Below are 23,720 nucleotides of genomic sequence, written 5' to 3'. Positions count from 1 at the left end.
GGTTTGAGCCGCTTTCATTTGCATCAGGCTGCCTTGTGCCGGTCGAGGAAATCGAGAAGCGCCGGATAATAGTCCCCTGGGTTCTCGTAGAAGGGCATGTGGCTGGCATTGGCGAACACCCGGAGCTCGGCATTTGGCAGCGCCAGCTTCATCCTCAGCGCGCAGGCCGGCGTCAGCTCATCATGCTCTCCCGTGGTGATCAGCACGGGCAGCGTCAGCCGCGGCAGATCCGGGATGCGGTTCCAATCCTTGAGGTTGCCGATGTAAAGAAACTCGTTCGGGCCCTGCATCGTCGCATAAGGCGCCATGTTCCAGTCGTCGAGCGATCGGCGTATCGGCGCCGGCCATTCGGTCAGGCGGCAGACATGGCGGTAGTTGAGGATAGTGATGGCGGCGAGATATTCCGGATGATCGTACGTGCCCTGCGCCTCGTGCTTCTGCATCATCGACACTGTTTCGGGTCCGAGCGCTGCGCGCAATCGTTCCAATTCCGAGATTAGATGCGGCATGTCGGCGACGGTATCCTCGAGGATCAGCGTCTTGAGGTTTTCGGGATAGGTCAGCGCATAGTCGATCGCCAGCCACCCGCCCCAGGAATGGCCAAGCATGTGGACCTTTCCGAGCCCGAGCGCCTTGCGCACCGTTTCGGTCTCCTCGACATAGCGGCCGATCGTCCAGAGCGACAGATCGTCCGGCCGGTCGGAGGCGCCGGTGCCGAGCTGGTCGAAGGCGACGACGCGGTAGCCCTTGTCGATCAGGCAGGAGTGGGCCTCGCGCAGGTAATCACAGGGCAGACCCGGACCGCCGTTCAGACAGAACACCGTCTCGTCGCCGGTCCCGAAGCTGTAGGCAACCACGCGATAGCCACCGACATCGATCTCAAATCGCGCGTCCGGCTGTATTTCACGCCACATTGATTGCTCCAGCAGAAATTTCCCTTGCTCAATATTTGGGCATGGTTAATTTTTTACCGGAAATCGCGTTCTATGCCAGCTATAAGAAGTGATAGGGTGGGGCGCACACCGAACCGGGGAACTGCTCATGCTTGATGATATCGGAACGATCAGACGGCAGTTTACAGCGCATGAAACGCTGGACGGGCGGATCGACCAGGCCTTCGAGGCGATGAAGCAGCTGGGCTTCGAGGCGCTGATCTACGATTATACGCCGGTGCCTTACGATCTCGATGGCGCGATCATGTTCCCGTCGCTGCTGAAGCTCCGGAACATCGCCGACGACATGCACGACTACTGGTTCGATCGCGGTTATTTCCGCATCGACCCGGTCCAGCAGGTGGCGCTGCGCAGCAGCGCGCCGTTCTTCTGGAATTACGACACGAATGCCGACACGCCGATCAACCGCTTCATGAGCGACGACACTGCACCGGTGACGCGCTATCTGCGCGAGCGCGACATGTCGACCGGTGTCACCGTGCCGGTCCATATGCCGGGCGGCGATTATGCGACGGTCACCGGCATCCGCTTCAGCGGGGATCGCGATTTCGAACGGCATGCGTTGCGCGCTATCGCTGACTTTAACCTGCTTGCCCACGTCTTCCATGAGACCGCCTATTCGCTTTTCGACACCAAGGCTCGAAGCGTCGGCAGCATCCGCCTGACCGAGCGGGAGCGCGAATGCCTGCGCCATTCGGCGGAAGGCTATTCCGCCAAGGAAATCTCGCGCATCATCGGCCGTTCCGTCCCGACCGTGGTCATGCATCTCAACGCCGCGGCCAAAAAACTCGGCGCCCGCAATCGTACGCAGGCCGTCGTACGCGCCACCCATTACCGCCTGCTCGACGAGCATGGCCGATCATTGCCATCCTATAACTTGTGATAGCTGCCTTCGCCGCTGCCGCCGCGTTATGGTTTCCAAACTTCCGAGGAATGGAGATGTCGGTGGCCGAAGTCGCAACAAGTGAAGCCTATCTGCCCTTTCGCGATTATCGCACCTGGTACCGCGTCACCGGTTCGCTGGAAAGCGACAAACTGCCTCTCGTCGTTGCGCACGGAGGGCCCGGCTGCACGCATGACTACGTCGATTCCTTCAAGGAAATCAGCGCCCTCGACGGCCGCCCGGTCATCCATTACGACCAGCTCGGCAACGGCAAATCCACCCGCCTTCCGGACAAGGGGCCGGATTTCTGGACAGTCGGCCTCTTCCTCGAAGAGCTGGATGCGCTGCTTGCCCATCTCGGCATCCAACATCGTTACGCTTTCCTGGGCCAGTCCTGGGGCGGGATGCTCGGCGCCGAACATGCGGTGCGCCGGCCGCAGGGACTGAAGGCCCTTGTCATCGCCAACTCGCCGGCCAACATGCACACCTGGGTTGCCGAAGCCAATCGGCTGCGGCAGGAACTGCCGAAAGAGGTGCAGGACACGCTGCTGAAGCACGAACGGGCGGGAAGCCTTGCCGATCCGGACTATATCGCCGCCTCCCGCATCTTCTATGACCGCCATGTCTGCCGCGTGGCGCCATGGCCGCCTGAAGTGGCGCGGACCTTCGCCATCATGGACGAAGACAACACCGTCTATCGCAACATGAACGGCCCGACCGAATTCCACGTCATCGGAACGATGAAGGATTGGACGATCGAAGACAGGCTCGATCGCATCGAAGCACCGACGCTGCTGATCTCGGGCAAATATGACGAGGCGACGCCCCTTGTCGTGAGGCCTTATCTCGAACGCGTCCCCGGCTGCGAATGGGTGCTCTTCGAGAATTCCAGCCACATGCCGCATGTCGAGGAAAAGCAGCTTTGCCTGGCGACTGTTTCCCGTTTCCTCTCGCAGCACGACTGACGCATATGCCGGTCCGTCACGGTTGGCGAACCAGCCATTTCTTGGCGACCCGGCAGGCCATCGTATAGGCCGGATCGAAGACGTTGCCGACATCGTAACGCACCACCTGACCCAGCAGATGGCTGGCCGCTGTCCGGTCCAGGCCGTAATCCGAGGCCAGCCAATTCAACATTTCGCTCGTCGCGTGCTGAAGCGCCTGATCGAGGGGCCGGGCATTGCCGATGGTGAAGATGTCTTCAGCGGTTTCTCCGCGTGGCCAGACCAGCCCGGCCTTCTTTTCCACCGTCAGCCGCACCGTGACTTCGAAAGTGGTCTCGACGCCGGTGCCGACGATCTCGCCATCTCCCTGCACGGCATGGCAGTCGCCCAAAAAGAAAAGGGCGCCCGGCGCCGATATGGGCAATCGAACGGTCGTGCCCGGACCGAACAGGCGATAATCCATGTTGCCGCCATATTCACCGCTGGTCGCCGTCGAGATCGCCTGGCCGAGGCTGGGCGCAACGCCGAAACAGCCGATCATCGGCGCAAGAGGCAGAACGAAATTATCGAGACCGGAGACCGGCTCGGCCAATCGGACCGTCAATGCTTCGCGGTCGATCGCCCAGATCGCCATATCGCGCGGCGGCAGGTCGCGAACCGTCTCGGGATCGATGACATTGGCTGCGACGATGCTGCGGGTAAAACCAGTGTCCCTTGTCGGGATCATGCTGATGATCTCGACCTTCAGCGCATCTCCGGGCTCCGCGCCTTCCACGAAGATCGGGCCGTTCATCGGGTTGGGACCGGATGTCCGCCGGATGCCCTCCTTGTCATAGCCGATGGCGTCGAGCGTCTCCGTGACCACGGTATCGCCGTCAGCGACACGCAAGGCGGGCGGAAGAGAGCCGATGACATTGTGAAAAGTCGTCGGAATGAAGCGGTGAGTGGTCATGATAATACGGCTCTCGCTTGTTTCGAATACCCTCAGCTCGCGGCTGGGCTGCCCGGCTGAGAAGCGAGACTAGATCAGAGATGATGTGGGAAGCCAATATCCCGACATCGCTCGTGTAACCCCGCATCGATTCGCGATCGTGACCCGACGTCTCCTGCCGCGAAACGATCGGCTGATCTTTTGCCTTTCATTGTCCGAATGCTATATGTAGGTAAGTGCCTACATCAGAGGTGGATTATGAGCGTGACACGTCTTTCCAGCCGCGAACTAAATCACGACGTGAGCAGGGCAAAGAAGGCGGCGCAAAATGGTCCGGTCATCATCACGGATCGCGGGAAGCCATCCCACGTGTTGATGACCTATGACGAATTCGAGCGGCTAACCGGCAAGCCTCGCAGTCTCGTCGATGCTCTCTCCATGCCAGGCCTCTCGAATATCGATTTCGAAGTGCCTCGTGTTGAGATCGCCCCCCGAGGAATCGATCTATCTTGAAATATCTGCTGGACACCAATGTTGTTTCCGAACTTCGCAAGGTCGGAGACGGCAAGGCCGATGCCAATGTGGCCGCATGGGCTGGAGCGCAAGATGCAACAGGCCTATGCATCTCCGCCATGACGATCCTGGAACTGGAACGTGGAATACTCGGCGTACAGCGCCGCGATGCGGCGCAAGGCGCTCGTCTGCGTGCGTGGCTGGAAAATCTGGTTCGACCAGCATTCACCGACCGTATTCTATCGATCGACGATGCGGTCGCGACCCGCTGCGCGCATCTGCATGTTCCAGACCGGCGCAATGAAGCCGATGCCTTGGTTGCCGCGACCGCCCTGGTTCACGGCCTGACCGTCGTTACCCGCAATGTCCGGGATTTCGAAGGCATGGGCATTATCGTGCTGGATCCGTGGCAAGATTGATCTCCCTGCCGAAACGCAGAAGTGGCGCCCGTTTCTTTGCGCCCTGTCACGGCAGTTGATGTATGGTCACGTTCGGAACGACGTCTCGCGCGATTTCGCAGAGATGCCAATGGTGGGTAAGGTAGATAACCTGTCCGACCTTTGCCATTTCGCCGAGCAGGCGGAAAACCTCTTCGGAGCGGGGATTGTCGAAGCTCTCCATGATGTCGTCAGCGACGAAGGGTACCGGCCGGCGAAACGCTGCGAATTCCTCGTAACCCGCCAGCCGCAGCGCGAGGTAGAGCTGGAACTGAGTGCCGGTCGACATCGCGTCCGCAAGCTTCGAACCACCGTCGCGCGACACGCCGATCAATATCTCCTTATCCCGATCGGGCTGGGTCGTCAGGCCGGAATAGTTGCCGCCGGTGATCAGGCGAAAGGCCTCCGATGCGCGGTTCATCATCGAGCTGCGATGTTTTTCGCGATAGATATGCAGTGCCTGTTCGGCCGCGAGCATGCCGGCGCGCAGCGCCAGATGCCGCACGGCCAGTTCCTCGATTTCAAGGAAAATGGTTCGGCGCTTGGCCTCGATCCGGGCCACGGCGTCGTCTCCGCCGACGGCCTCGAGCTTCTGCCGCGCCAGCGACACGTCGGAATAGAGAAGCTTCGCACGCTCGGTGAGATCCTCGATCCGGGCGCCAAGCTCGATGGCGTCGCGCTCGACCGCAGCGGCGTCGACACCGTCAAGGCGCCGTTCGGCTTCGGAAAAACTCGCAGCGCGCAATGCCTCGGTAATCTGGCGGCGTAAGGTGGCGACCCGCTCTTCCAGCCGGTCCCGCTCTCGGGACTGGTTCAGCAATACTTCCACCGAAGCAAGCGAGTCTGCGGCGAAATAGCCGGTCAATTCGTCCTTGCGGGCATTGTGAACGGCCAGTTCCTCCTCCAGCGCACGCCGTTTTTCCAATTGTCTTTCGAGATCCGCCTGCCGGTCTGCCCGAAGCTGAGCCGCATGCCGTGCCGCCTCATGACGTTCCACAAGCGCGTTTGCGGAGGCGAGCGTATCCACGGCCGACTGGCTGAGACCGCAGTCTCTGAGAAGACCGGCGATATGCTCGCGAAATTGCTGCTGGTCGCGCTCCATCGCGGCAACACGAGTTGCGAGGTCATCTCTTTCCTTCAGGATGGAGGGCAGTGCAGCGAGCGCATTCAGCATTGCTCGGACGGCCGCCATCGAACCGGCTTTGTCGGCAAACCAGGTTCGCGACAGCGCCCCCGCCCATTCCCGCTCCCAGGCCGCCATGGCGGCTTCCGCCTCCTGCCGGTCGCGCTGTCGTTCCCTGAGATCGTGGCTGAGGTCACCGACCGCTTTTTCGTGCGCCTGCCGCGCCGCCCGCTCGGCTCTGCCGGCGGCGAGTATATCATTTGCAGCCTGCATCAGCTCGGCGACCGGTCGCTGGTCTGCGTCATCAAGACCGGCTTCTGCAAGGCTCTCCGCAAGCGTTGCGGCATGCCTATCCAGTTCGATGCGAAGCGCGTGCACCGTGTCTTCTGCGTGTTGCAGATCGTCCCAGGCGGCCAGCGCCGCGGCTCGCTTGGTGCTCCAAGTGTCGAGTGCGGCCACGCGCGCCGCGGCTTCGGCGTCATATTCGATGTTTTCAGGCAGCAGATCACCGATGCGCTCGGCAAGCGCATCATGTTCGGCGCGCGCTTCGCCAAGCAGTTCCCTTTGCCGCTCGATCATTGCTGCCGTTGCCGCTTCCGCTTGGCGGAGTTGGCGCAGCTCGGCCAGTTCCTGCGCCCGCGACAGCCGGCCGGCGGATACCACGTCGTCCTGCCGCATCCGCTCCTCGAAAATCCGAGCCGTGGCGGCATTCAGACTGGTGAGATGCGCCTGCCAGGCGGCATCGCGTTCATCGCGCAGCCGCGCGGCCTCGGTATCGTCGATCGAACCGCCGGCGACGAAGGCCGCGATCCGGGCTTTGGTCAGCGCCTGTTCGGTGCCGAGATCGCGCAGCCTTCCCTCGTGATCGCCAATCCGCTTGTCGATAGCAGTCGCTTGGCCACGCCAGGCTTCGATCTGTCGAGGCTCTGCCGCGGCCGTCCGCTGCAGAGCGACGGCGTTGCCGCTCCAGGGTGCGAGCTGTTCAAACTGGTTCTCCTGCGTTCGCTTCGCCTGGACAAGTGTCCGTTCTTCCATGCTAAGCCGCACGGGGAGATCAGATCCCGCCAGCCGGCTCAGGGCGATCTCGATGCGGCCGAAACGCGCAGGATCCAGGAGCCCAGATCCATCTCGCGAGCCGCCTTCCCTGTTCAGCCTTTCGAGATTCTCCCGCGCTCGCAACAGTTCCCGATCAGCGGCTGCCAGTTTCGCCTCGACGCCGGAACGCCGTTCGATAAGATCGCGGATGATGCCGATCAGCGAAGCGGGCAGCAGCAGCGCCTCGGGTTTCGCATGGCCCGGCTGTTCGAGATCGGCCAGCAGTCGGACCAACTCACCCTCCTGTTCGGCCAGCGCCAGCCGGCGCTTCGGCAGATCGCTCTCAGCCGCAAGATAGCGCGCCCGACCCTGATCCAGCAGGTCCATATGCGCGGTGACTGCCAGCGCCTTGTCGTCGATCGCGATCGCCTCGATCTCATCCGCAAGCTGGCGCAGCGTGCGGTCGGCGGTCTCGACAAGCGCCTGCAGCCGCGTCTCGTCGCGCGAAAGCTGGGGCAGGAGCGCGAACCATTCGGACGGCGGCCGCGGCAGATCGCTCATGGCGGCTGCATCTGCATCCAGCCGCCGGAGCTCTAGGGCCGCGGGTAGGGCGCCGAGAAGGCGCGTGAGCTCCTGATGCCGGGTCTTGGCCTCGGCCAGTTCCCGCGTGGTTTTGCCATAGGCAGCGTCGGCCTGCTCATAAGTCGATTTCAGGGCCGAATAGGTGGAGGCAAGCGTGTCGATGGCATTGCGCTCGGCCTTGAGCGCTTCGAGCGAACGCTTGAGTTCCGCGAGCCTGGTGCTCGACGACCGCTTCTTGTAGATCGCGTTGGCTTCGTCGGCTGCGGTCACCAGCGAACGGCTCAGGCCTGCCAGGCCTGAGCTGGCCGAGAACAGTAATTCGCCGAGTTCGCCCTTGCTTTGTATGATGGCGTTGCCGCCTTCCTTGAGCGACTGATCGTCGAGCGAGAACATGGTGCGATAGGCCTCGCGACCGACGCCTCCAAGCGCGCCGGCCAGGAGCGCCTCGTTCACAGCTTGTCCCCGATCATCGACGAGGCTGCCGGTCCGCAGCTTGAGCCGCGCCAGCTCGTATTCCCAGCCACCAAATTCCAGCCGCGCACCGACCTTCATCGTATTGTAGGGATGCAGGAAATTATAGGTGCTGCGCTCACCAATGCCGTAGAGCAGATCAAGATAGGCGGCGAAGGTGGTCGATTTGCCCGCTTCGTTAAGGCCATAAACGATGTGCAAGTCCGGCGAACCTTGACGGGCCGCGCCGAAATCGATGGAGTGATCGGTGAACTTGCCATAGCGGGTGAGGTCGAGGCGGCGCAGACGCATCAGCTGTCTCCCCGATCCACCGCCTTCATCCGGGCGGCGATGTCCTCGGCGCCATCGGCGAGAAGGTTGTCGATGAAGCGTTCAAAACCCGCCTCGTTCTGGCCGGCAAATGCCCGGCTCTCGGGCGGCAGGTCGGCAAGCAGGTCCCGGACCATCTCCCTGACCTCGTCGCGAAATCCGCTGCGGGTGATGACCTCGTCCCGCATCAGCGCCCCGAGTTCGATGACGGGATCGGCGGCGGACGCGTCTGCGGGGATCGAGGGCGCTTCGAAGGCGAGTTCCAGCTTCTCGATCCAGGTGCGGCCGATCGCGTCGCTGCGCCGCTCGGCTTCGGCCTGCATGAGGTCGACATCGCGCCGCAGCTGCCAGGAGAGCGGCGTGCGGCCGGAAAGCCTGAGGCGTGCGACAAGATGCGGCGAAGCCGTGCGGTCGCGCTGCGCCATCAGGGCCGTCTCGACCATCATGGCTGCCTCACGCCAATCATCGACACCCGTGAGGTCGACATTGACGCGCTCGAACTGCGCGATGCTGGTACGCCGCTCCTCGACCGTCACGGTCCGGTCGTCGGCCACGGTCACCAGCGACACGGTCTTGACGCCCGCTTCATTGATGTCGCGGCCCTGCGGCATGCCGGGCATGATGACCGTCGCCGTGCCGGGATAATGGCTGCGCTGGTGGAGGTGCCCGAGCGCCCAGTAGTCGAAACCCGAGGCATGCAGGTCGAGCACGTTGCAGGGCGCATAGACATCATGTCCGGCCGATCCGGCCAGGCTCGTATGCATGATGCCGATATTGACGGCATCCGCTACCGGCGGCTTGAATTTCGGCAGCAGCGGGTCCGGGGCTTGCGGCTTGGCGAAGCTCAGACCGTGGATTGCGACCGACAAGCTGCCCTTGGTGGTCTCGACGGTCTCGGCATGGCCGCCGAAGATCTTCACCGTATCAGGCATCACCAGTTCCCGAGCGATCTTCGACATGGCATCGTGATTGCCGCGGATCTTGAAGACGACAATGCCCGCCCGGTGCAGCCGCTCCAGCTGACTCGCCAGGAAGCGCGCCGTCTTCATCGACGTCTGCTCCCCGTCATAGAGATCGCCGGCGATGACAAGCGCGTCGACCTGCTCCTCAAGGCAAAGATCGACGATCGCGACCAGCGTCTGTCGGCTGGCGTCACTCACGAGGTCGGCCAGCTCTGCGTTGCGAAGTGCGAGAGAGCGCAAGGGAGAGTCGAAATGGAGATCGGCAGTGTGGACGAAACGATAGGCCATGAATGCAAGAATGGTGTTGCGATAGAGTGATCCAGCAGGCGCCGTCTGACAAATAAACGAACGTTATCGTCCGTCAGCAAAACATGAGACCATGCCACGAATATTCAGAGCATGGCGGCAGCGTCGTGGCGAGTGAAATGGGCCGGCGGAGCTGGCCCATCCACAATCAATGCTGCTCTATCGGACTGGCCGCCGACTCAAAAGGTAAGGATGGGAACGCGTGAGGGTCGGCTTGACATCAGGGCCGCAGCGGTCTTTGATGCAGGGCATTCACCAGGGGTGTCCCGGCAAGGGGCTGAGATTCTGCTGAACAATACGGCTTGCCGGTTGTGGCGCAGTGACCCGTTGAACCTGATCCAGTTCATACTGGCGTAGGGACGGTGCAGACGCTGCGGCTGTCGGGCGGATTTCGCTTTGTCGTATGAGGCGTCTTTCCATCATTCCAACACTGGAACTGGGTCTCCAAACGTCAAACCTTGGAGCCTCACCCATGAATATTGTCGCACCCAAGCTTACTCCGGTCGTCACCACCGGCCCGCTTCCGGCCTCGACCAAGATCGCCAAGCCCGGAACGCTATATCCTGATCTGCGCGTGCCGATGCGCGAAATCAGCCTTCACCCGACCTCCGGTGAACCGCCGGTAACGGTCTATGATTCCTCCGGTCCCTATACTGATCCGGCCTATACGGTCTCGATCGACGCCGGACTGCCGCGTTTGCGCGAGAGCTGGATCAGGGCGCGTGGCGATGTCGAGGCCTATGAAGGCCGGGTGGTGAAGCCTGAAGACAATGGTTTTGTCACCGGCGAGCGGCTGACGCCGGAATTCCCGCTTCGCAACACGCCGCTGAAGGCAAAAGCGGGCCGCGCCGTAACCCAGCTCGCCTATGCGCGTGCCGGCATCGTCACGCCGGAAATGGAGTTCATCGCCATCCGCGAAAACCTCGGCCGGCAGGCTGCGAAGGAGGCGCTCGCGCGCGACGGCGAAAGCTTTGGCGCTGATATTCCCGATTTCGTGACGCCCGAATTCGTCCGCCAGGAAATCGCAGCCGGCCGGGCAATCATTCCGGCCAACATCAACCACCCGGAATCCGAACCGATGATCATCGGCCGGAATTTCCTGGTGAAGATCAACGCCAATATCGGCAACTCGGCGGTCACCTCGTCGATGGCGGAAGAGGTGGAAAAGATGGTCTGGGCGATCCGCTGGGGCGCCGACACGGTTATGGACCTTTCCACCGGCCGCAACATTCACAACATCCGCGAACGGATCATTCGCAATTCGCCGGTTCCGATCGGAACGGTGCCTCTCTACCAGGCGCTTGAAAAGGTGAACGGCATTGCAGAGGATCTCACCTGGGAAGTCTATCGCGATACGCTGATCGAACAGGCCGAGCAGGGCGTCGATTATTTCACCATCCATGCGGGCGTGCGGCTTGCCTATATCCCGCTCACCGTCAATCGTGTCACCGGGATCGTCTCACGCGGCGGCTCGATAATGGCCAAGTGGTGTCTGCATCACCACAAGGAGAGCTTCCTCTACGAGCATTTCGAGGAAATCTGCGACATCTGCCGTGCCTATGACGTCTCCTTCTCGCTTGGAGACGGCCTTCGCCCCGGCTCGATCGCCGATGCCAATGACGCTGCGCAATTTGCCGAGCTCGAAACCCTCGGCGAACTGACCAAGATTGCCTGGGCCAGGGATTGCCAGGTGATGATCGAAGGCCCTGGCCACGTGCCGATGCACAAGATCAAGGAGAATATGGACAAGCAGCTCAAGGTCTGCGGCGAGGCTCCCTTCTATACGCTCGGACCGCTGACCACCGACATTGCGCCGGGCTATGATCACATCACCTCCGGCATCGGAGCCGCGATGATCGGCTGGTTCGGCACGGCCATGCTCTGCTACGTCACGCCGAAGGAGCATCTGGGCCTGCCCGACCGCAGCGACGTCAAGACCGGTGTCATCACCTACAAGATTGCCGCGCATGCCGCCGACCTCGCCAAGGGCCATCCGGCCGCCCGCATCCGTGACGATGCGCTGTCGCGGGCGCGGTTCGAATTCCGCTGGGAAGACCAGTTCAACCTCTCCCTCGACCCGGATACGGCGCGTTCCTTCCATGACGAGACCCTGCCGAAGGAGGCCCACAAGGTGGCGCATTTCTGTTCGATGTGCGGCCCGAAATTCTGTTCCATGCGCATTTCCCACGATATTCGCGCCGAGGCGCAGAAAGAAGGACTGGAAGCCATGGCCGCCAGATATCGCGATGGCGGCGACCTCTACATGCCGGTCGCCGACGCTGCGAAAACGCTTGCCGGAGAATGACGATGCATGTTCTCGTCAAGGGGGCCGGCGTTGCCGGCCTCACCGTTGCCTGGCAGCTCCATCGGCACGGTTTCCGGGTCAGCGTGGCTGAGCAAGCCGACCAGGTCGGCGCCGGTGCTTCCGGCTTTGCCGGCGGCATGCTGGCTCCATGGTGCGAAAGGGAAAGCGCAGACGAGCCGGTCCTGGCGCTCGGCCGTCTTGCCGCCGATTGGTGGGAGGCAGCGCTGCCCGGCCATGTCAATCGCCGGGGGACGCTTGTGGTGGCGGCCGGGCGAGATGCCGGCGAACTCGACCGCTTTTGCCGCCGGACAAGCGGATGGGAATGGCTGGACGAGCCGGCGATCGCGACGCTTGAACCGGATCTCGCTGGCCGCTTCCGCAGGGCATTGTTCTTCCGGCAGGAAGCGCATCTCGATCCGCGCCAGGCGCTCTCGGGGCTCGCCGCCGGACTTGAAGAAGCCCGCATGCGTCTCACATTCGGCGTCACGGGCGATGCTGACCTTGCCCCTTACGATCGCGTGATCGACTGCACCGGGGCTGCCCAGATCGGCCGCCTGCCCGGATTGCGCGGTGTTCGCGGAGAGATGCTCTGCGTCGAAACGAACGAGGTCACTCTCTCTCGCCCCGTTCGCCTGCTGCATCCGCGCCACCCGATCTATATCGTGCCACGCCAGCGAAATCGTTTCATGATCGGGGCGACGATGATCGAAAGCAACGACATCGGCCCGATTACCGCGCGTTCGCTGATGGAGTTGCTGAATGCCTCCTATGCCGTCAATCCTGCCTTCGGCGAGGCACGGGTTACCGAGACCGGCGCGGGCGTGCGGCCGGCCTATCCCGACAATCTGCCGCGGGTGACGCAGGAGGGGCGCATCTTCCATGTCAATGGCCTCTACCGCCACGGCTTTCTGCTGGCGCCGGCCATGGCAGGGGAGGTGGCGCGGCTTCTTCTTGGAAAAGACAAGCACTCGGAAAGGAGGGCATCATGACCTTCATCATCAATGGCGAGGAACAGGAGGTCGCAGCCGCGACGCTCGCGGATCTTCTTCTCGCTCTCGACTACGAAGGCGAATGGCTGGCGACCGCAGTGAACGGCGAGCTGGTGCACCGTGAGGACCGCGGCGATTTCAGGCTCGGCGAAGGCGACCGCATCGAAATTCTCTCACCCATGCAAGGAGGCTGAGATGCTGAAACTTTATGATGTTGAATTCCGCTCCCGACTGCTGCTCGGTACCGCCCGCTATCCGTCTCCAGCTGTGCTTGCAGAGGCGGTCAAGCGCTCGAAGACCGAGATCGTCACCGTTTCGCTTCGCCGCGAAGCCGCCGGCGGCAAAGCAGGCGGCGCCTTCTTCGACCTGATCCGCGAGCTTGGCGTGCAAGTGCTGCCGAATACGGCCGGATGTCACAGCGTGCAGGAGGCCGTATTGACGGCGAAGATGGCGCGCGACGTCTTCCGCACCGACTGGATCAAGCTCGAAGTCATCGGACATCACGATACGTTGCAGCCTGACGTCTTCGGCCTTGTCGAAGCGGCCCGCATCCTGACCGGCGAGGGCTTTCAGGTCTTCCCCTATACGACCGACGACCTTGTCGTCGCCGAAAGGCTGCTGGATGCCGGCTGCCGCGTCCTGATGCCCTGGTGCGCGCCGATCGGTTCCGCTCAAGGGCCGCTGAACCCGATGGCGCTGCGATCGTTCCGGGCTCACTTTCCGGATGTGCCGCTGATCATCGATGCCGGCATCGGCCGCCCGTCTCACGCCGCCACCGTCATGGAGTACGGTTATGATGCCGTTCTCCTCAACACCGCCGTTGCCGGCGCCGGAGATCCCGCCAGCATTGCCGAGGCCTTCGCGCTTGCGATCGATGCCGGCCGCCTGGCGCATGGGGCCGTACCGCTGGAGCCACGCGATATCGCCGTCCCATCCACTCCCGTTATCGGAAAGGCAGTGTTCTCGTGAAGCTCGACCCCTTCTATCTGATCGTCGATAGCGCCGAATGGATCGAGCGTCTCGTGCCGCTCGGCGTCAAACTCGTCCAGCTGCGCATCAAGGTTTGCCCCGACTCCGTGCTTCGCGAGCAGATCCGGCGATCGAAGGCTGCCTGCGCGGCAGCGGCTTGCCAATTGGTCGTCAACGACTACTGGAAACTTGCGATCGATGAAGGATGCGATTTCGTTCATCTCGGCCAGGAGGACCTTATGGCCGCCGACAGGAATGCCATTCGTCGCGCCGGCCTGAAGCTCGGCCTATCCACCCACGACATAGCGGAGCTGGAGACGGCGCTGGCGGCAGAGCCGGATTACGTTGCGCTCGGACCGGTCTGGCCGACGATTCTCAAACAGATGAAATGGGCGCCGCAAGGCATTGAACGTGTTGCGGACTGGCGCCGGCGTGTCGGCGCGATACCGCTCGTCGCCATTGGGGGGATCACTGCCGAACGCGCGCCGCTGGTGCTGGAAAAAGGCGCCGATGGTGCTGCCGTGGTCACCGATATCACCCGCAACGCGGATCCCGAGGCCCGCACGCGGCAATGGCTGGCCGCAACCGCGCCGTGGCGGCGCGCGAATGAGGATGAAGGTTGATACATCCCGCCGGCAACGGGGAAGCCTTCGATCCTGCCGGCGCGGGTATTATCCATATACTCAACTAGGTCACGAAATTCGACTTTTCGGTTGCTCCGTTTGCTTGCGAGGCGGACGCCGGATCTGTTCAATTCCACTAATGAGCTCGGTTTCATTCAGCCTGACAACGGCGGCCCCGACGCGTTCGTCCATATTTCTGCCGTGGAACGCGCTGGCGTGCGCGAAATCGTCAAAGGCCAGAAGAACGGCTACGACTTGGAGCATGACGACAAGTCCGGCAAGATGTCGGTCTGGCAATCTTCAGTCTGCTTGAAGGGGTACAGACGAGTGGACGGAGGTCCGTCAAGGACCGCGCCAGGAATTTTTTCGACGACCCAGCTGACCGTTTGCATATGCCGAGCCTGAGACCGCCCGTGGGGCTACCCTTTCAGGTAAGTGAGAGCGTACTCAATCCTCAACGTGTTGCGTTTTGCGGGACCAAGGGAAAGAAGTCACCAGTTTCTGCACAACGGGCGTATGTTCACTCGGTACTTCCTGCTCAGCTGATCCAGCATCGTGCAATGCCTCGCGAAGAGCCTGACCTTGCGGATGATCGCCGAAGTGCTCCAGAAAGCTCGAAATCGGCCATCTCGTCACAGTGCCGCCGGAGGCATCGTTGGCGCGATGGATGACAGTATGCTGGTCCGCTGTTTCGTTATGTTCGAGATACCATTTGTCTCCGTTTGGACTGGCCGCAAATTCGTTTGGTGCTTCTGGCATTCTAGCCTCCTCTGACGGTGCCCATTATTGTGCCGCTTCCCGGCGGGCTGTTGCGCATTATGGTTTCGCAAGCGCAGCAGCAAGGTCTTGAGTGAACGGCTTGGACCGCCGGCGCAATCCGGCGCTGTGCACTTTCGTTGCAGGTAGTTCATGGCACGGAGAGTCAATGACTTCCTGCGCCTCCGACGCTTGCGCCGGGGGCGATGAGAAGGTCGTCTAGCTGTTCGAACGGCGCCGGCATGCAACCCTCCATCGCGTTGGTAAGGCCTTCGTCGAATGAGCTTTGCGAGAAGTTACCCAACACGGTCTGCTCAGGCGCCGGTAGGCGACCTAACTTTAACGGCTGAACGGATACCCTGAATGCGCTTGCGATTGTTTTCGAACTCCGCGGATGATTTCGAGGACAGTGGTGTTTTTCCGAAGTGCCGGCTGAGTTCGATAGAGAGGGCGGCGGGCGAGGTCATTCCGTCGTGATAAAGCTTGAACAGCAGTCTGACGGCAACGTTGTAATATTTCGGGTCTGCAAGGCTACTTGTGCGATCGTATCCTGCGTCGTCAAGGACGCCCTGCAATACAGCCAGGTCAGAGGTCCGCACAGACATGTTGAGATTGGAAGACATGCTGTCCTCCTTCAATTTGGGGCGAAGGCAGAAACCGACCTCCACGCAGTAGCGCCCTGAGAAACAGCTACTGAAGACCTACCATGCGCCTAATCGATACGGCTGGCAAACTGAATATTGTGGGATGAGGAGAAAGCGGTCAGACCTGTGCGTCCCAATGTGGTGATTTTTCGCAATCATCTCTTTCCAGGTTCAATCATCAGGGCCAGAAGGACGTAGAAGGACCTACGCACATGCCGTCCGAACTCCGAATGAAGTCGGTGAACCGGAAATCGCTCGATCACCTCTTTCCGAGCTGGAGCAATGCGACATCACGCCTGCGACGGCATGATCGCTGCAGGTCTTTGCAACATACCACTGGGCAGAATTTCAGCATCACCAAAGACTAAGAGGGGCTGGGCTTTCGACCACCGAGCCTGATCGCCAATCCGGCATTCCTTGCTCAATTGCCTCGCGGGTCATCAATTCTTCTTGTCCGCAGGCGCGTCCACATCTCGCGTGGCGCCCCCTTCGTTTTCCCATGATGCCAAAGCCTCAGGATCGGCATGCAGCTTCCGCCGTCTCGAAGAGGGGTAGGCGGGCGCGGGAATCGTCGCCGCCTTGATGCGCCTTATCACCATCACCTCTTCGTGATGGTCGCCATGTTCTGAAGCAACGAGATCTGTCGTCGCGTAGTCCGCGCGCTTGAGGATGGACCGGAGCCGCCAATTCTCGTCGCGTTTCGTCGGAATTCCGGTTGTGATGATTACTACCATAACCAGCCTCTCAAAATTAAACTGATGATGACGGCGAAGCTCGCCAGGATGGAAGCCCTGAATAAGAAGTCGCCATATGCCGCGATATGGGAAGAGTGCTTGAAGGTGGAAGACATCTTGTCCTCCTTTGATTGGGGCGAAGGGAGCCACCCCTTGATCGGCAGCGCCCGTTTCATTGGCTGCCGATATGCCAACATGCGCCTCTATTGCGCCTTATCCAAGGCGAAAGCGGCTAACGCAGTGCCAGGCAACCATATAATTCTCGTTGCGGAGCTACTAGGTCACGGGGCGAGAGGCGCGGGCTCTCCTCGGCTCGTTCAGCGATATCAACTCACCTGGCGGCCGCTATAGTACCGAGGCGGCTCCGAATTGAATCCTACTTTCATCTGCCTGTATGATATAGTCTCTCATGACCTATTCCCCGAAGGACCTGGAACTCGCGCGCCGGCAGGTGACTATCGACCGGCAGATGATCTGCGCTCAGCAGAGCCTGATCGACGGAATGCTGACGCGAGGCGAGCCCGATGGACTGGCCAACGAAAGGCTGGTCAAATTGACAGAAGATCTACGCAAGCATTGCTTCCATCAGGATCTGATTCAGGCGTCGATCCGATTGGAACGCTGAGCCTGCGCACTCGGGGCGGTTGACGGGCTTCCCGCTTGTTCACTCCGCAGCCTTCTCGTCAGGCTCCTCGGCACGCCTCTCAGCTTCCTGGCTGGCGATCTTCCGGCTGTGATCGGTCCGGGCCTGCTCGAGTTCTCTCATTGTGGGAAGGTCCCGGACACCCAAGCTCTTGTCATCGACCACAGTGCTTTGGCGCTTTGTGAACCGATGCCGCGGCTTCTTTGCTTCACGGCGTTCGTCAACTGCGCGAGCTTCCTCGGACGGCATGGCGAGGTCGGTGCGTGCGGCGACGGCATGGGCGATCAATTCCTTGGCCGAGGGATTGCCATCCGGGCGCTTGCCGTTGGCGTCGTCGCGATCACGGGCAGCAAAGCGCTTGGCGTTGTTATGTTTCGACATTTAGATGCCCTCCGTTTTATTGTGAGGCCACGAGCCTGCCGTTCACGCAGCGACGCCCTTTTACGGCGGGCCTCCTGCGTGTCGAGCGGGCTCGCTAAGGTGACGCATATTTTCGCAATCCGATCTTGGAATTGCAGCATCTTATATTTCAGGAAAATAACACAATAAAAAGGCAAATAGGTCTTTACTGAAGATTAGTTCAATTTAGTTCCATCAACCAATAATATTATAATTCCAGATCTTGCCAATCGAGCTTGAACAAAACCTTCAGTTTAGCATTTCATCCCAGTTGCGACGCAATTGGGGCGTAGGAATCTCTATGTCGTTTGGCCCTGTGGCTCTCGCAGGTGCCAGAAACTTGCGGGCCATCATCGGCCTGAATTCCGATCGCTCTGCCAATGCCCTGTAGGAAGTAATCACGCGCTTGGCTGACCGTATTCAACTGGAGCCTGTCACCATGTCCATGGACATATCATCTACACGCACGACGAACACCATCGTGCACTTCTCCGCCCCTTTCGCGCTGCCCGATCTGGCTGGCGAGATGCATCCGGCCGGCGATTACAAGATCGCGCAGGATGAAGAGCCGATCGAAGGTCTGTCTTGGCTTGCCTACCGCCGCGTCGCAACCTACATCCATCTGCCGTCGATTGCTCAGGAGAACCGCTTGCGCAGGATCGTCCGGATCGAGCCGACGGCGCTCGCTGATCTCTTGGCAGCAACGAATGCGACTGAGGAGCTGTCCCGATGAATGCCATCGAAGACCGTGAGAAAGCCTTGGAGCAGATCTATTTCCTGAATTCGGAAATTGCCTTCAAGGTGCGATCGCGCCGCGACCGCCTGCTGGCGGTCTGGATCTGCGGCATGACGGGCACTGCCGATGCCGAAGCCTATGCCGGGGAGATCTTCGATGTCAGGATGGCAGGCGCTGACGATGAGGGCGTGATTGCCAAGATCTTGGCAGATTTACGCTCGGCCGGCAAGAATGTCGATGAGAGAGCCTTACGGGAACGCATGAAGGCTTTGAGCGTCGCCGCCATGCAGGACCTCGTCCGCCAACCGCCTCTGTGATCGGGAGATCCATCTGCGGTTAACGGAAACCCGGCAGCGTGCCGGGCTTGCTCCCAGTCAGGGCGGGAACACGGCGCGGATGCGCGCCGATGGAAATAGTGCCATGGGTTCGCCTCACAAATCCGGCGACAGCTCATTATGAACCTTGTGCACACCCTTCGTTCTCAGCGTAATCTCCTCCGCCCACAACACCTCCGCTTGCACATGCGCCCACCCGGCCAGCGTGATATCGCTGCCGCGTGCGGTGACGAAGATATAGCTGGAGTCGAGATCGCTGGAATCGGCAAGCGCGCTTTGCGGGCTCCATCTCTTGCGGAGAAAGGCATCGCGGTTTGGGGTGCGACTTTCCGCGAAATCTATGAAGCGGATTTGGATGTTGGTGTCTCTAAGAAGAGACGTGAGCAGCGCGGAAGGCTGCCACTGCGGCGGCAAGAACTAGCTCGTTACCTATTCCCAAGAACGCCGATTTCGACCATCACTGGTCAAACGTTGGGCGGGCTGCTTGCTGGGACTGTTGCATGCGCACTTTCGCGAATTATTGCGCTCCTCATTCATCTGAGCGATCGAACATTCGACGCGACAATTGCCTCCCGGCAGGATGATCGGGTGTTGCGTGTCTGCGTTGCCTCCAGATGCTCGAATCCATTTGCTATATGACCTGACAGGGAGCAAGGTTTCTTTCTCGGTAGCCACTGAACGGGCACTGCCGATTGAGGGCTTTCAATAGTCCTCGCCCCAACAGAAGGAGGGCATGATGTCTTCCGAACAGGAAACTTCCCATCTTACATCAGCCGATTTGCGCCTGCTGCAAGACGTCTTGCACGAAGCGGGCTATTCCGGAAATGTCTCACCACCGCCGCGGCTCCACAACATCTCTGCAAGGCTTCTCATTACCCTCTTTCGGGCGGGAACGCGAAATCCTGAAGAACTGAAAAAAACCCTGGAAATGGCCTTCGGACGCCCGCAGATGCCGGCTCCGCGTTACTCTCGCCCCTTGTTCAACCGGTTCTCGATTCAAGGCATTCCGCTCCCGGCAGCGTCCAATCCCGCCCCTAACATTGGATCCGCGGAGCTGGCGGATGTTCCGTTAGAGGCGGCCACAGAACTGGCTAGTCGCAGCCTCGCGGTATTCAAATCGGATTGGGCTGCGAAGGACCCGGATGACGATCAGCGAACAAGCGCGGTATCGAAAGCGATCACTCGCCGGGCCGACACCGATCGAATAATTAAGACCGCCCACCTTAAACGACAGCGAAAAGAACGAGAGCAGTTTTGTTGGCGCGTCACATGAGCAGAAACTTGAGACGTTCATGTGATTTGATAACGCATTCAACATCGGCTCACTCGTGTCTCCTCTCGCGCCGGGCACTTACCGGCTCGGCGAGAAGGAAGATGCACTGGAGGACGTGTCGTTCCTGGCCTATAAAACTAACGCCGCTCGTCTTGAAATTCCTTCCATCGAGACGCAGACCCCTAACGACAGCAGATGCCTTTACCCGAGGCGAGATTGACGATGCACTCTTCAGAGACCACCGCTTGCAGAAAGAGCAGGTGGAGAGGGCAAAATCCTGGCGGAGCGAATGAGCACTCCAAAAATCGATCGGTATGCTACCGCTAAGCAACCGACGCCGCGCGAGGCGTTCGGCGCCCATTGGCCAGAACGCGATGCGTTGATTTTGATACTTGCGGACCGTCCTGGCGAAAGTGGCGAGATACCTCCGCACCGGTTTGACAATATCTGTTTTCGAGGCCGCCCAAGCCACGCAGAGGCGGGGATTTGCGCTTACCATTGCGGCCTTCCTGACCTGCCTCGGACGCCGCCTCCAGGTGGTTCTGACCCGAAGACGAGGAAATCGGCAGTCCTTTTAAGTCAAGAGCTAGGCGATCCGAACCACGACTCGCGCGTCAAAAGCTGCTGCAAGGAATGCGGACTGGGCTTCCCCTTCGGTTACTATGCCCTCTACCGTGCCCGCACAGGCCTCCATTGCCATAAAGAAAGCGCTACCGCTCGTCACCGGCCAATTCTTAAAAAGCATGTCAAGGGCTTCATCTGCGGACGCAATAATATGCCGCACCTGATTGCGTTCAACCACTAAGAGCAGCCACGCCGACGTCGACACACAGTCTCCGATTCCACATTTGAGAAATAGTGGATCTCACAGTTAGCCGGAGTACGGCATGAGGGAGAAACGTTCCTCACCCGTGCAATCCACACTCCCAACCCCCGCCTTGACGCATTGTTCCATGCTATCGCCCTATACATTGGGAGGGCCGGGAAGTCCTACGGTTGTCGGAGGTTTATCGGGCAGGCCGTCCCTGAATGGAGGCGCGTGTCCGCTCAAAGCTTGGCGGAGACTTCGACGATATTGGCTCGCCAAAACACCTTTCCAGCTCCCTGGAAAGGTCGTCGGCAGAGGTCATCCCATATTGGAAACGTTGGATAAGCAACTTCGCTGCCGCGCTGTATCGCTCAGGATGGGCGACGCTTCTGGCTGAATTGTATCCAGCCGCATCCAAGACGCCTCGCAGCATTGTGAGGTCACTGGAATTTAAGATATGGACGTGTTCGGAAGACATTTCCGGTCCTCCTTCAATTTGGGGCGAGGGCTGAAAGCCCTGATGCAGCAGCGCCCGTAACATTGGCTGCTGACGAGGTGACCATGCCTGAGCGCAGCTCCGGATGCAATGTGAATCACGCAATTTGAATTTTTATAAGATATCTTTAACAAAACCGATAATTGCGGTTGCGTTTCATGCAGCGAGTGCGTATATGCCTCTCATCGGCATTGCTGATGAGCGCTGGAAAGCATCTGTCGCTCGCAATTGCCGCAATCGCTTTCTGCTTTTGACCACGGATGTACTGGCATTGGTACGAGTAGCGATGTGAGGAAGGTCGGTGCGGTTTCGCCCCGGCCTTTTTTGTTGGCCGGCTCGCTGTCCCAGAACTTCGTTTAAACACAATGGCGGCTCAGGTTGCCACATCGAGTTTGCTAGTAGAGCTTCGTTTCGCGCCGATTGGCGTCAAGCAACCCTTTTCTCTCAAAATCGAACTTCTGTCTTCCGGGCGCCGTCCGGCAGCGATCACTCATGCGACGAAAAGGAATTGAAAATGAGCAAAACCAATGCAGCTGAGATCCGGCGCAGAACCGAACGCCAGGTCGCAAACACGAGCGGTGGCGGGCACCTGGGGGGAACAAACTTCGGGCAAGCTCCCGACGCCAAGACCGCAGGCGGAACAGGTGCCAAATCCCGTCCTGGTGGTGGACGCAAATAGACGTCTGATAGTAGCAACTCGGAAGGCTCGCTTTGAGAAACTGAAGCGAGCCCACTTTTCGAAGCAGCCAACTGTAATTCCTGCGGTATCGCGTTCGCCGCGGCAAGATCATGGTAGATTTACGCTCGGCGGGCAAGAATCTCGATGAGCGAGCCTTGCGGGAACGCATGGAGGCTTTGAGCGTCGCCGCCTTGCAGGACCTCGTCCGCCAACCGCCTCTGTGATCGGGAGATCCATCTGCGGTTATCGGAAACCCGGCAGCGTGCCGGGCTTGCTCCCAGTCAGGGCGGGAACACGGCGCGGATGCGCGCCGATGGAAATAGTGCCATGGGTTCGCCTCACAAATCCGGCGACAGCTCATTATGAACCTTGTGCACACCCTTCGTTCTCAGCGTAATCTCCTCCGCCAACAACACCTCCGCTTGCACATGCACCCACCCGGCGAGCGTGATATCGCTGCCGCGTGCGGTGACGAAGATATAGCTGGAGTCGAGATCGCTGGAATCGGCAAGCGCGGTGTCGACCGCCGATTCAAGATCGTCCTGGTCGGGATGGCGGGTTGCTACGCGGCTCGCGACGCTGAGATGTTTTCTGTCGACTGACATCGTTTCGCCTCCTGCGCGGCCCTTTTCGGGTGTAATAGGCTATCGGCGGATATCCCGCGCCGTCAGGGTATGTCGGTCCTTGCAGCCGCGGCCGTAGGCATGGGTAGCCGCATCCAGAATGGCCTCGCGCGCCATATCAAAGGCTCTCAAGCACTCGTCTTCGGAGCGGGCGGCCTGGCTTGCGGTCCGCAAGGCATTGGCTTCAATCAAAAACCGCACCTCGAACATGCCGTCATATCCGGAGAAGCGAACGGCATTGCGGCTCTCGTCGAAACTGCGGCTTCTATTGGGAAAGGTCAGTGTCACGCATTTCTCTCCCGGAGGGGTTGGTCGTGCCAAGTCAAACTGGACTGTCGCAAAGTATGCCATTGAACTTCCGCCGGGCTCGCTGAGGAGCGGCAGGGCTGGTCAGGTTGCCGCTGTGCTACAGATGCAGGAGACCTTCCTCCTGTCCGGCTTCCTGCTGTCGGGGTGCCGGAATCCCGGAACGACGGCTGCTCCTTCGCAGCTCCGGTCCTAAGAAATATGGGGCGCGGCCCTCGAATTGCAATGTAGGGTCAGAGGAGAGTTCGTGGCTGGCTGGAATCTGTCGTCTGCGCTTGAGGAGGGCTGCGACGAGAGCATCGCGTTCGGGCCGAACGGGGGCAGGTTATGAAACCTTTCTACGGCGTCCGCGTTTCGCACCATCGATCCCCATTTGGTCTGATCGAAAACTCCTGCAGACGGTTCATCGTGATACCCGCTGTTATGATGACGATATAGTGTCGGAATTGGAAGTTTTCATTTACGCGCTGACAGTAATCTCGTCGCTCTTCTGGAGTTTCCGTCTTCGGCGCCCAGCCGTTTGCTTTCCGATAGAAAAAACGAGCAGAGTGAAAAATCATCAGCTATTTAGACGGCGAGGGAGGCACCGAGGTAGACTTCAGCTGATTGTCATTCGATCATGCAGGCACCACCGCGAAGCTGGTACGGACGATTACAGTCCCATCCGTTGCCCGTCGAGTTAAGATGTGCGTTTTGGGGAAGCTTGAGCTGCAGGCATTGATTGCCCCTCGGCTCGAAGCCGCGGTCGCACTTCCATTTCAGTCCGTGGGGCGCGTCGACGAAGATGGCATTCTCCGGAACCTCGACAGCGACACACGTCTGATCCTTGTTTTCAAAGCCTCTATCACACCTCCACTCATGGAGAAGCTAACCCAAGTGCATCATGCCTGTTTTGCAGGATAGGGGATCACCCATCTTCGCGCAAATGCGCCATAAATACCTCGGTCGGTGTC

25 protein-coding genes, 1 pseudogene and 1 riboswitch are annotated in these 23,720 nt (G+C 60.1%); of the genes and pseudogenes, 14 read left to right on the top strand and 12 right to left on the bottom strand.

What is annotated here, in order from left to right; translation table 11 throughout:
* Positions 1–23: 23 nt before the first annotated feature.
* A complete protein-coding gene (locus tag FHT70_RS00130) occupies positions 24–914 on the bottom strand; it encodes a proline iminopeptidase-family hydrolase (protein WP_183698245.1) in 891 nt (296 codons plus the stop codon).
* A 127-nt stretch (positions 915–1,041) separates the two neighbouring features.
* Between FHT70_RS00130 and FHT70_RS00125 the strand changes: the two genes are divergently transcribed.
* Both FHT70_RS00125 and FHT70_RS00120 read left to right on the top strand, forming a co-directional pair.
* The gene (locus FHT70_RS00125) at positions 1,042–1,836 is read left to right on the top strand and encodes a LuxR family transcriptional regulator (RefSeq protein WP_183698244.1); all 795 of its coding nucleotides are present in this window, start codon (positions 1,042–1,044) and stop codon (positions 1,834–1,836) included.
* 62 nt (positions 1,837–1,898) lie between these two features.
* Positions 1,899–2,801, top strand: coding sequence for a proline iminopeptidase-family hydrolase (locus FHT70_RS00120; protein ID WP_183698519.1), 903 nt, complete (start codon positions 1,899–1,901; stop codon positions 2,799–2,801).
* A gap of 16 nt (positions 2,802–2,817) precedes the next feature.
* Here the strand turns inward: FHT70_RS00120 and FHT70_RS00115 are convergent, their stop codons facing one another.
* Positions 2,818–3,732 (bottom strand): acetamidase/formamidase family protein, encoded by a 915-nt coding sequence (locus tag FHT70_RS00115; protein ID WP_097599656.1) that lies wholly within the window; start codon positions 3,730–3,732, stop codon positions 2,818–2,820.
* Positions 3,733–3,969: 237 nt separating this feature from the next.
* On the opposite strand from FHT70_RS00115, the gene FHT70_RS00110 reads away from it, so the two are divergent.
* Complete coding sequence (locus FHT70_RS00110) at positions 3,970–4,224, top strand: type II toxin-antitoxin system Phd/YefM family antitoxin (protein WP_097599657.1); 255 nt, start codon at positions 3,970–3,972, stop codon at positions 4,222–4,224.
* Positions 4,221–4,643 carry a type II toxin-antitoxin system VapC family toxin gene (locus tag FHT70_RS00105; RefSeq protein ID WP_183698243.1) on the top strand — a complete coding sequence of 141 codons (423 nt, stop codon included), beginning with the start codon at positions 4,221–4,223 and terminating at the stop codon, positions 4,641–4,643. The genes FHT70_RS00110 and FHT70_RS00105 overlap by 4 nt, the downstream gene beginning before the upstream one ends.
* Positions 4,644–4,689: 46 nt before the next feature.
* Here FHT70_RS00105 and FHT70_RS00100 read toward each other — a convergent pair whose 3' ends face one another.
* Together FHT70_RS00100 and FHT70_RS00095 are read right to left on the bottom strand one after the other, a co-directional pair.
* Complete coding sequence (locus tag FHT70_RS00100) at positions 4,690–8,163, bottom strand: AAA family ATPase (RefSeq protein WP_183698242.1); 3,474 nt, start codon at positions 8,161–8,163, stop codon at positions 4,690–4,692.
* Complete coding sequence (locus FHT70_RS00095; protein ID WP_183698241.1) at positions 8,163–9,431, bottom strand: DNA repair exonuclease; 1,269 nt, start codon at positions 9,429–9,431, stop codon at positions 8,163–8,165. Before FHT70_RS00095 ends, FHT70_RS00100 begins: the two co-directional genes overlap by 1 nt.
* Positions 9,432–9,696: 265 nt before the next feature.
* Positions 9,697–9,827: riboswitch (TPP riboswitch) on the top strand.
* A gap of 94 nt (positions 9,828–9,921) precedes the next feature.
* Between FHT70_RS00095 and thiC the strand changes: the two genes are divergently transcribed.
* The 6 genes and pseudogenes from thiC to FHT70_RS30150 form a co-directional block, all read left to right on the top strand.
* Entirely contained in the window at positions 9,922–11,754 is a 1,833-nt protein-coding gene (gene thiC, locus FHT70_RS00090) for a phosphomethylpyrimidine synthase ThiC (RefSeq protein WP_183698240.1), read from the top strand.
* Between the two features lie 2 nt (positions 11,755–11,756).
* Positions 11,757–12,743 (top strand): glycine oxidase ThiO, encoded by a 987-nt coding sequence (gene thiO / locus FHT70_RS00085; RefSeq protein WP_183698239.1) that lies wholly within the window; start codon positions 11,757–11,759, stop codon positions 12,741–12,743.
* A complete protein-coding gene (thiS, locus tag FHT70_RS00080; protein WP_097599663.1) occupies positions 12,740–12,937 on the top strand; it encodes a sulfur carrier protein ThiS in 198 nt (65 codons plus the stop codon). Before thiO ends, thiS begins: the two co-directional genes overlap by 4 nt.
* Position 12,938: 1 nt before the next feature.
* On the top strand, positions 12,939–13,712 hold the full coding sequence (locus tag FHT70_RS00075; protein ID WP_183698238.1) for a thiazole synthase: 774 nt from the start codon (positions 12,939–12,941) through the stop codon (positions 13,710–13,712).
* Positions 13,709–14,335, top strand: a complete 627-nt coding sequence (locus FHT70_RS00070; RefSeq protein ID WP_183698237.1) for a thiamine phosphate synthase — start codon at positions 13,709–13,711, stop codon at positions 14,333–14,335. Before FHT70_RS00075 ends, FHT70_RS00070 begins: the two co-directional genes overlap by 4 nt.
* A 123-nt stretch (positions 14,336–14,458) precedes the next feature.
* Positions 14,459–14,623 (top strand): annotated as a pseudogene (locus FHT70_RS30150) (cold shock domain-containing protein); the annotation flags it as partial.
* A 159-nt stretch (positions 14,624–14,782) separates the two neighbouring features.
* Here FHT70_RS30150 and FHT70_RS00060 read toward each other — a convergent pair.
* From FHT70_RS00060 to FHT70_RS00050, 3 genes are all read right to left on the bottom strand, one after another.
* Positions 14,783–15,094: a hypothetical protein gene (locus FHT70_RS00060; protein WP_183698236.1), complete on the bottom strand. Its 312-nt coding sequence runs from the start codon at positions 15,092–15,094 to the stop codon at positions 14,783–14,785.
* A 311-nt stretch (positions 15,095–15,405) separates the two neighbouring features.
* Entirely contained in the window at positions 15,406–15,714 is a 309-nt protein-coding gene (locus tag FHT70_RS00055) for a hypothetical protein (RefSeq protein ID WP_183698235.1), read from the bottom strand.
* A 461-nt stretch (positions 15,715–16,175) separates the two neighbouring features.
* Positions 16,176–16,619, bottom strand: coding sequence for a hypothetical protein (locus tag FHT70_RS00050; RefSeq protein WP_246721663.1), 444 nt, complete (start codon positions 16,617–16,619; stop codon positions 16,176–16,178).
* Between the two features lie 259 nt (positions 16,620–16,878).
* On the opposite strand from FHT70_RS00050, the gene FHT70_RS00045 reads away from it, so the two are divergent.
* The gene (locus tag FHT70_RS00045; RefSeq protein WP_183698234.1) at positions 16,879–17,094 is read left to right on the top strand and encodes a hypothetical protein; all 216 of its coding nucleotides are present in this window, start codon (positions 16,879–16,881) and stop codon (positions 17,092–17,094) included.
* Positions 17,095–17,133: 39 nt separating this feature from the next.
* Here FHT70_RS00045 and FHT70_RS00040 read toward each other — a convergent pair whose 3' ends face one another.
* A complete protein-coding gene (locus tag FHT70_RS00040; RefSeq protein WP_183698233.1) occupies positions 17,134–17,493 on the bottom strand; it encodes a hypothetical protein in 360 nt (119 codons plus the stop codon).
* A 457-nt stretch (positions 17,494–17,950) separates the two neighbouring features.
* On the opposite strand from FHT70_RS00040, the gene FHT70_RS00035 reads away from it, so the two are divergent.
* On the top strand, positions 17,951–18,244 hold the full coding sequence (locus tag FHT70_RS00035) for a hypothetical protein (RefSeq protein WP_183698513.1): 294 nt from the start codon (positions 17,951–17,953) through the stop codon (positions 18,242–18,244).
* On the top strand, positions 18,241–18,564 hold the full coding sequence (locus FHT70_RS00030; RefSeq protein ID WP_183698232.1) for an ATPase inhibitor subunit zeta: 324 nt from the start codon (positions 18,241–18,243) through the stop codon (positions 18,562–18,564). The genes FHT70_RS00035 and FHT70_RS00030 overlap by 4 nt, the downstream gene beginning before the upstream one ends.
* Positions 18,565–18,678: 114 nt before the next feature.
* Here FHT70_RS00030 and FHT70_RS00025 read toward each other — a convergent pair whose 3' ends face one another.
* The gene (locus FHT70_RS00025) at positions 18,679–18,996 is read right to left on the bottom strand and encodes a BON domain-containing protein (protein ID WP_246721661.1); all 318 of its coding nucleotides are present in this window, start codon (positions 18,994–18,996) and stop codon (positions 18,679–18,681) included.
* 322 nt (positions 18,997–19,318) lie between these two features.
* Here FHT70_RS00025 and FHT70_RS00020 point away from each other — a divergent pair, with 322 nt between their 5' ends.
* Positions 19,319–19,855 carry a hypothetical protein gene (locus tag FHT70_RS00020; RefSeq protein ID WP_183698231.1) on the top strand — a complete coding sequence of 179 codons (537 nt, stop codon included), beginning with the start codon at positions 19,319–19,321 and terminating at the stop codon, positions 19,853–19,855.
* Between the two features lie 586 nt (positions 19,856–20,441).
* Here FHT70_RS00020 and FHT70_RS00015 read toward each other — a convergent pair.
* From FHT70_RS00015 to FHT70_RS00005, 3 genes are all read right to left on the bottom strand, one after another.
* Positions 20,442–20,657, bottom strand: coding sequence for a DUF982 domain-containing protein (locus FHT70_RS00015; RefSeq protein ID WP_282615142.1), 216 nt, complete (start codon positions 20,655–20,657; stop codon positions 20,442–20,444).
* A 1,519-nt stretch (positions 20,658–22,176) separates the two neighbouring features.
* Positions 22,177–22,443 (bottom strand): BON domain-containing protein, encoded by a 267-nt coding sequence (locus FHT70_RS00010; protein ID WP_183698229.1) that lies wholly within the window; start codon positions 22,441–22,443, stop codon positions 22,177–22,179.
* 39 nt (positions 22,444–22,482) lie between these two features.
* Positions 22,483–22,749, bottom strand: a complete 267-nt coding sequence (locus FHT70_RS00005) for a DUF1488 domain-containing protein (RefSeq protein WP_097599671.1) — start codon at positions 22,747–22,749, stop codon at positions 22,483–22,485.
* Between the last annotated feature and the right edge of the window lie 971 nt (positions 22,750–23,720).

The organism is Rhizobium sp. BK049 (assembly GCF_014193135.1).
Lineage (GTDB): Bacteria > Pseudomonadota > Alphaproteobacteria > Rhizobiales > Rhizobiaceae > Rhizobium.
The sequence above is the reverse complement of the archived record's forward strand: the minus strand, read 5'-3'. Positions and strand labels throughout refer to the sequence as shown.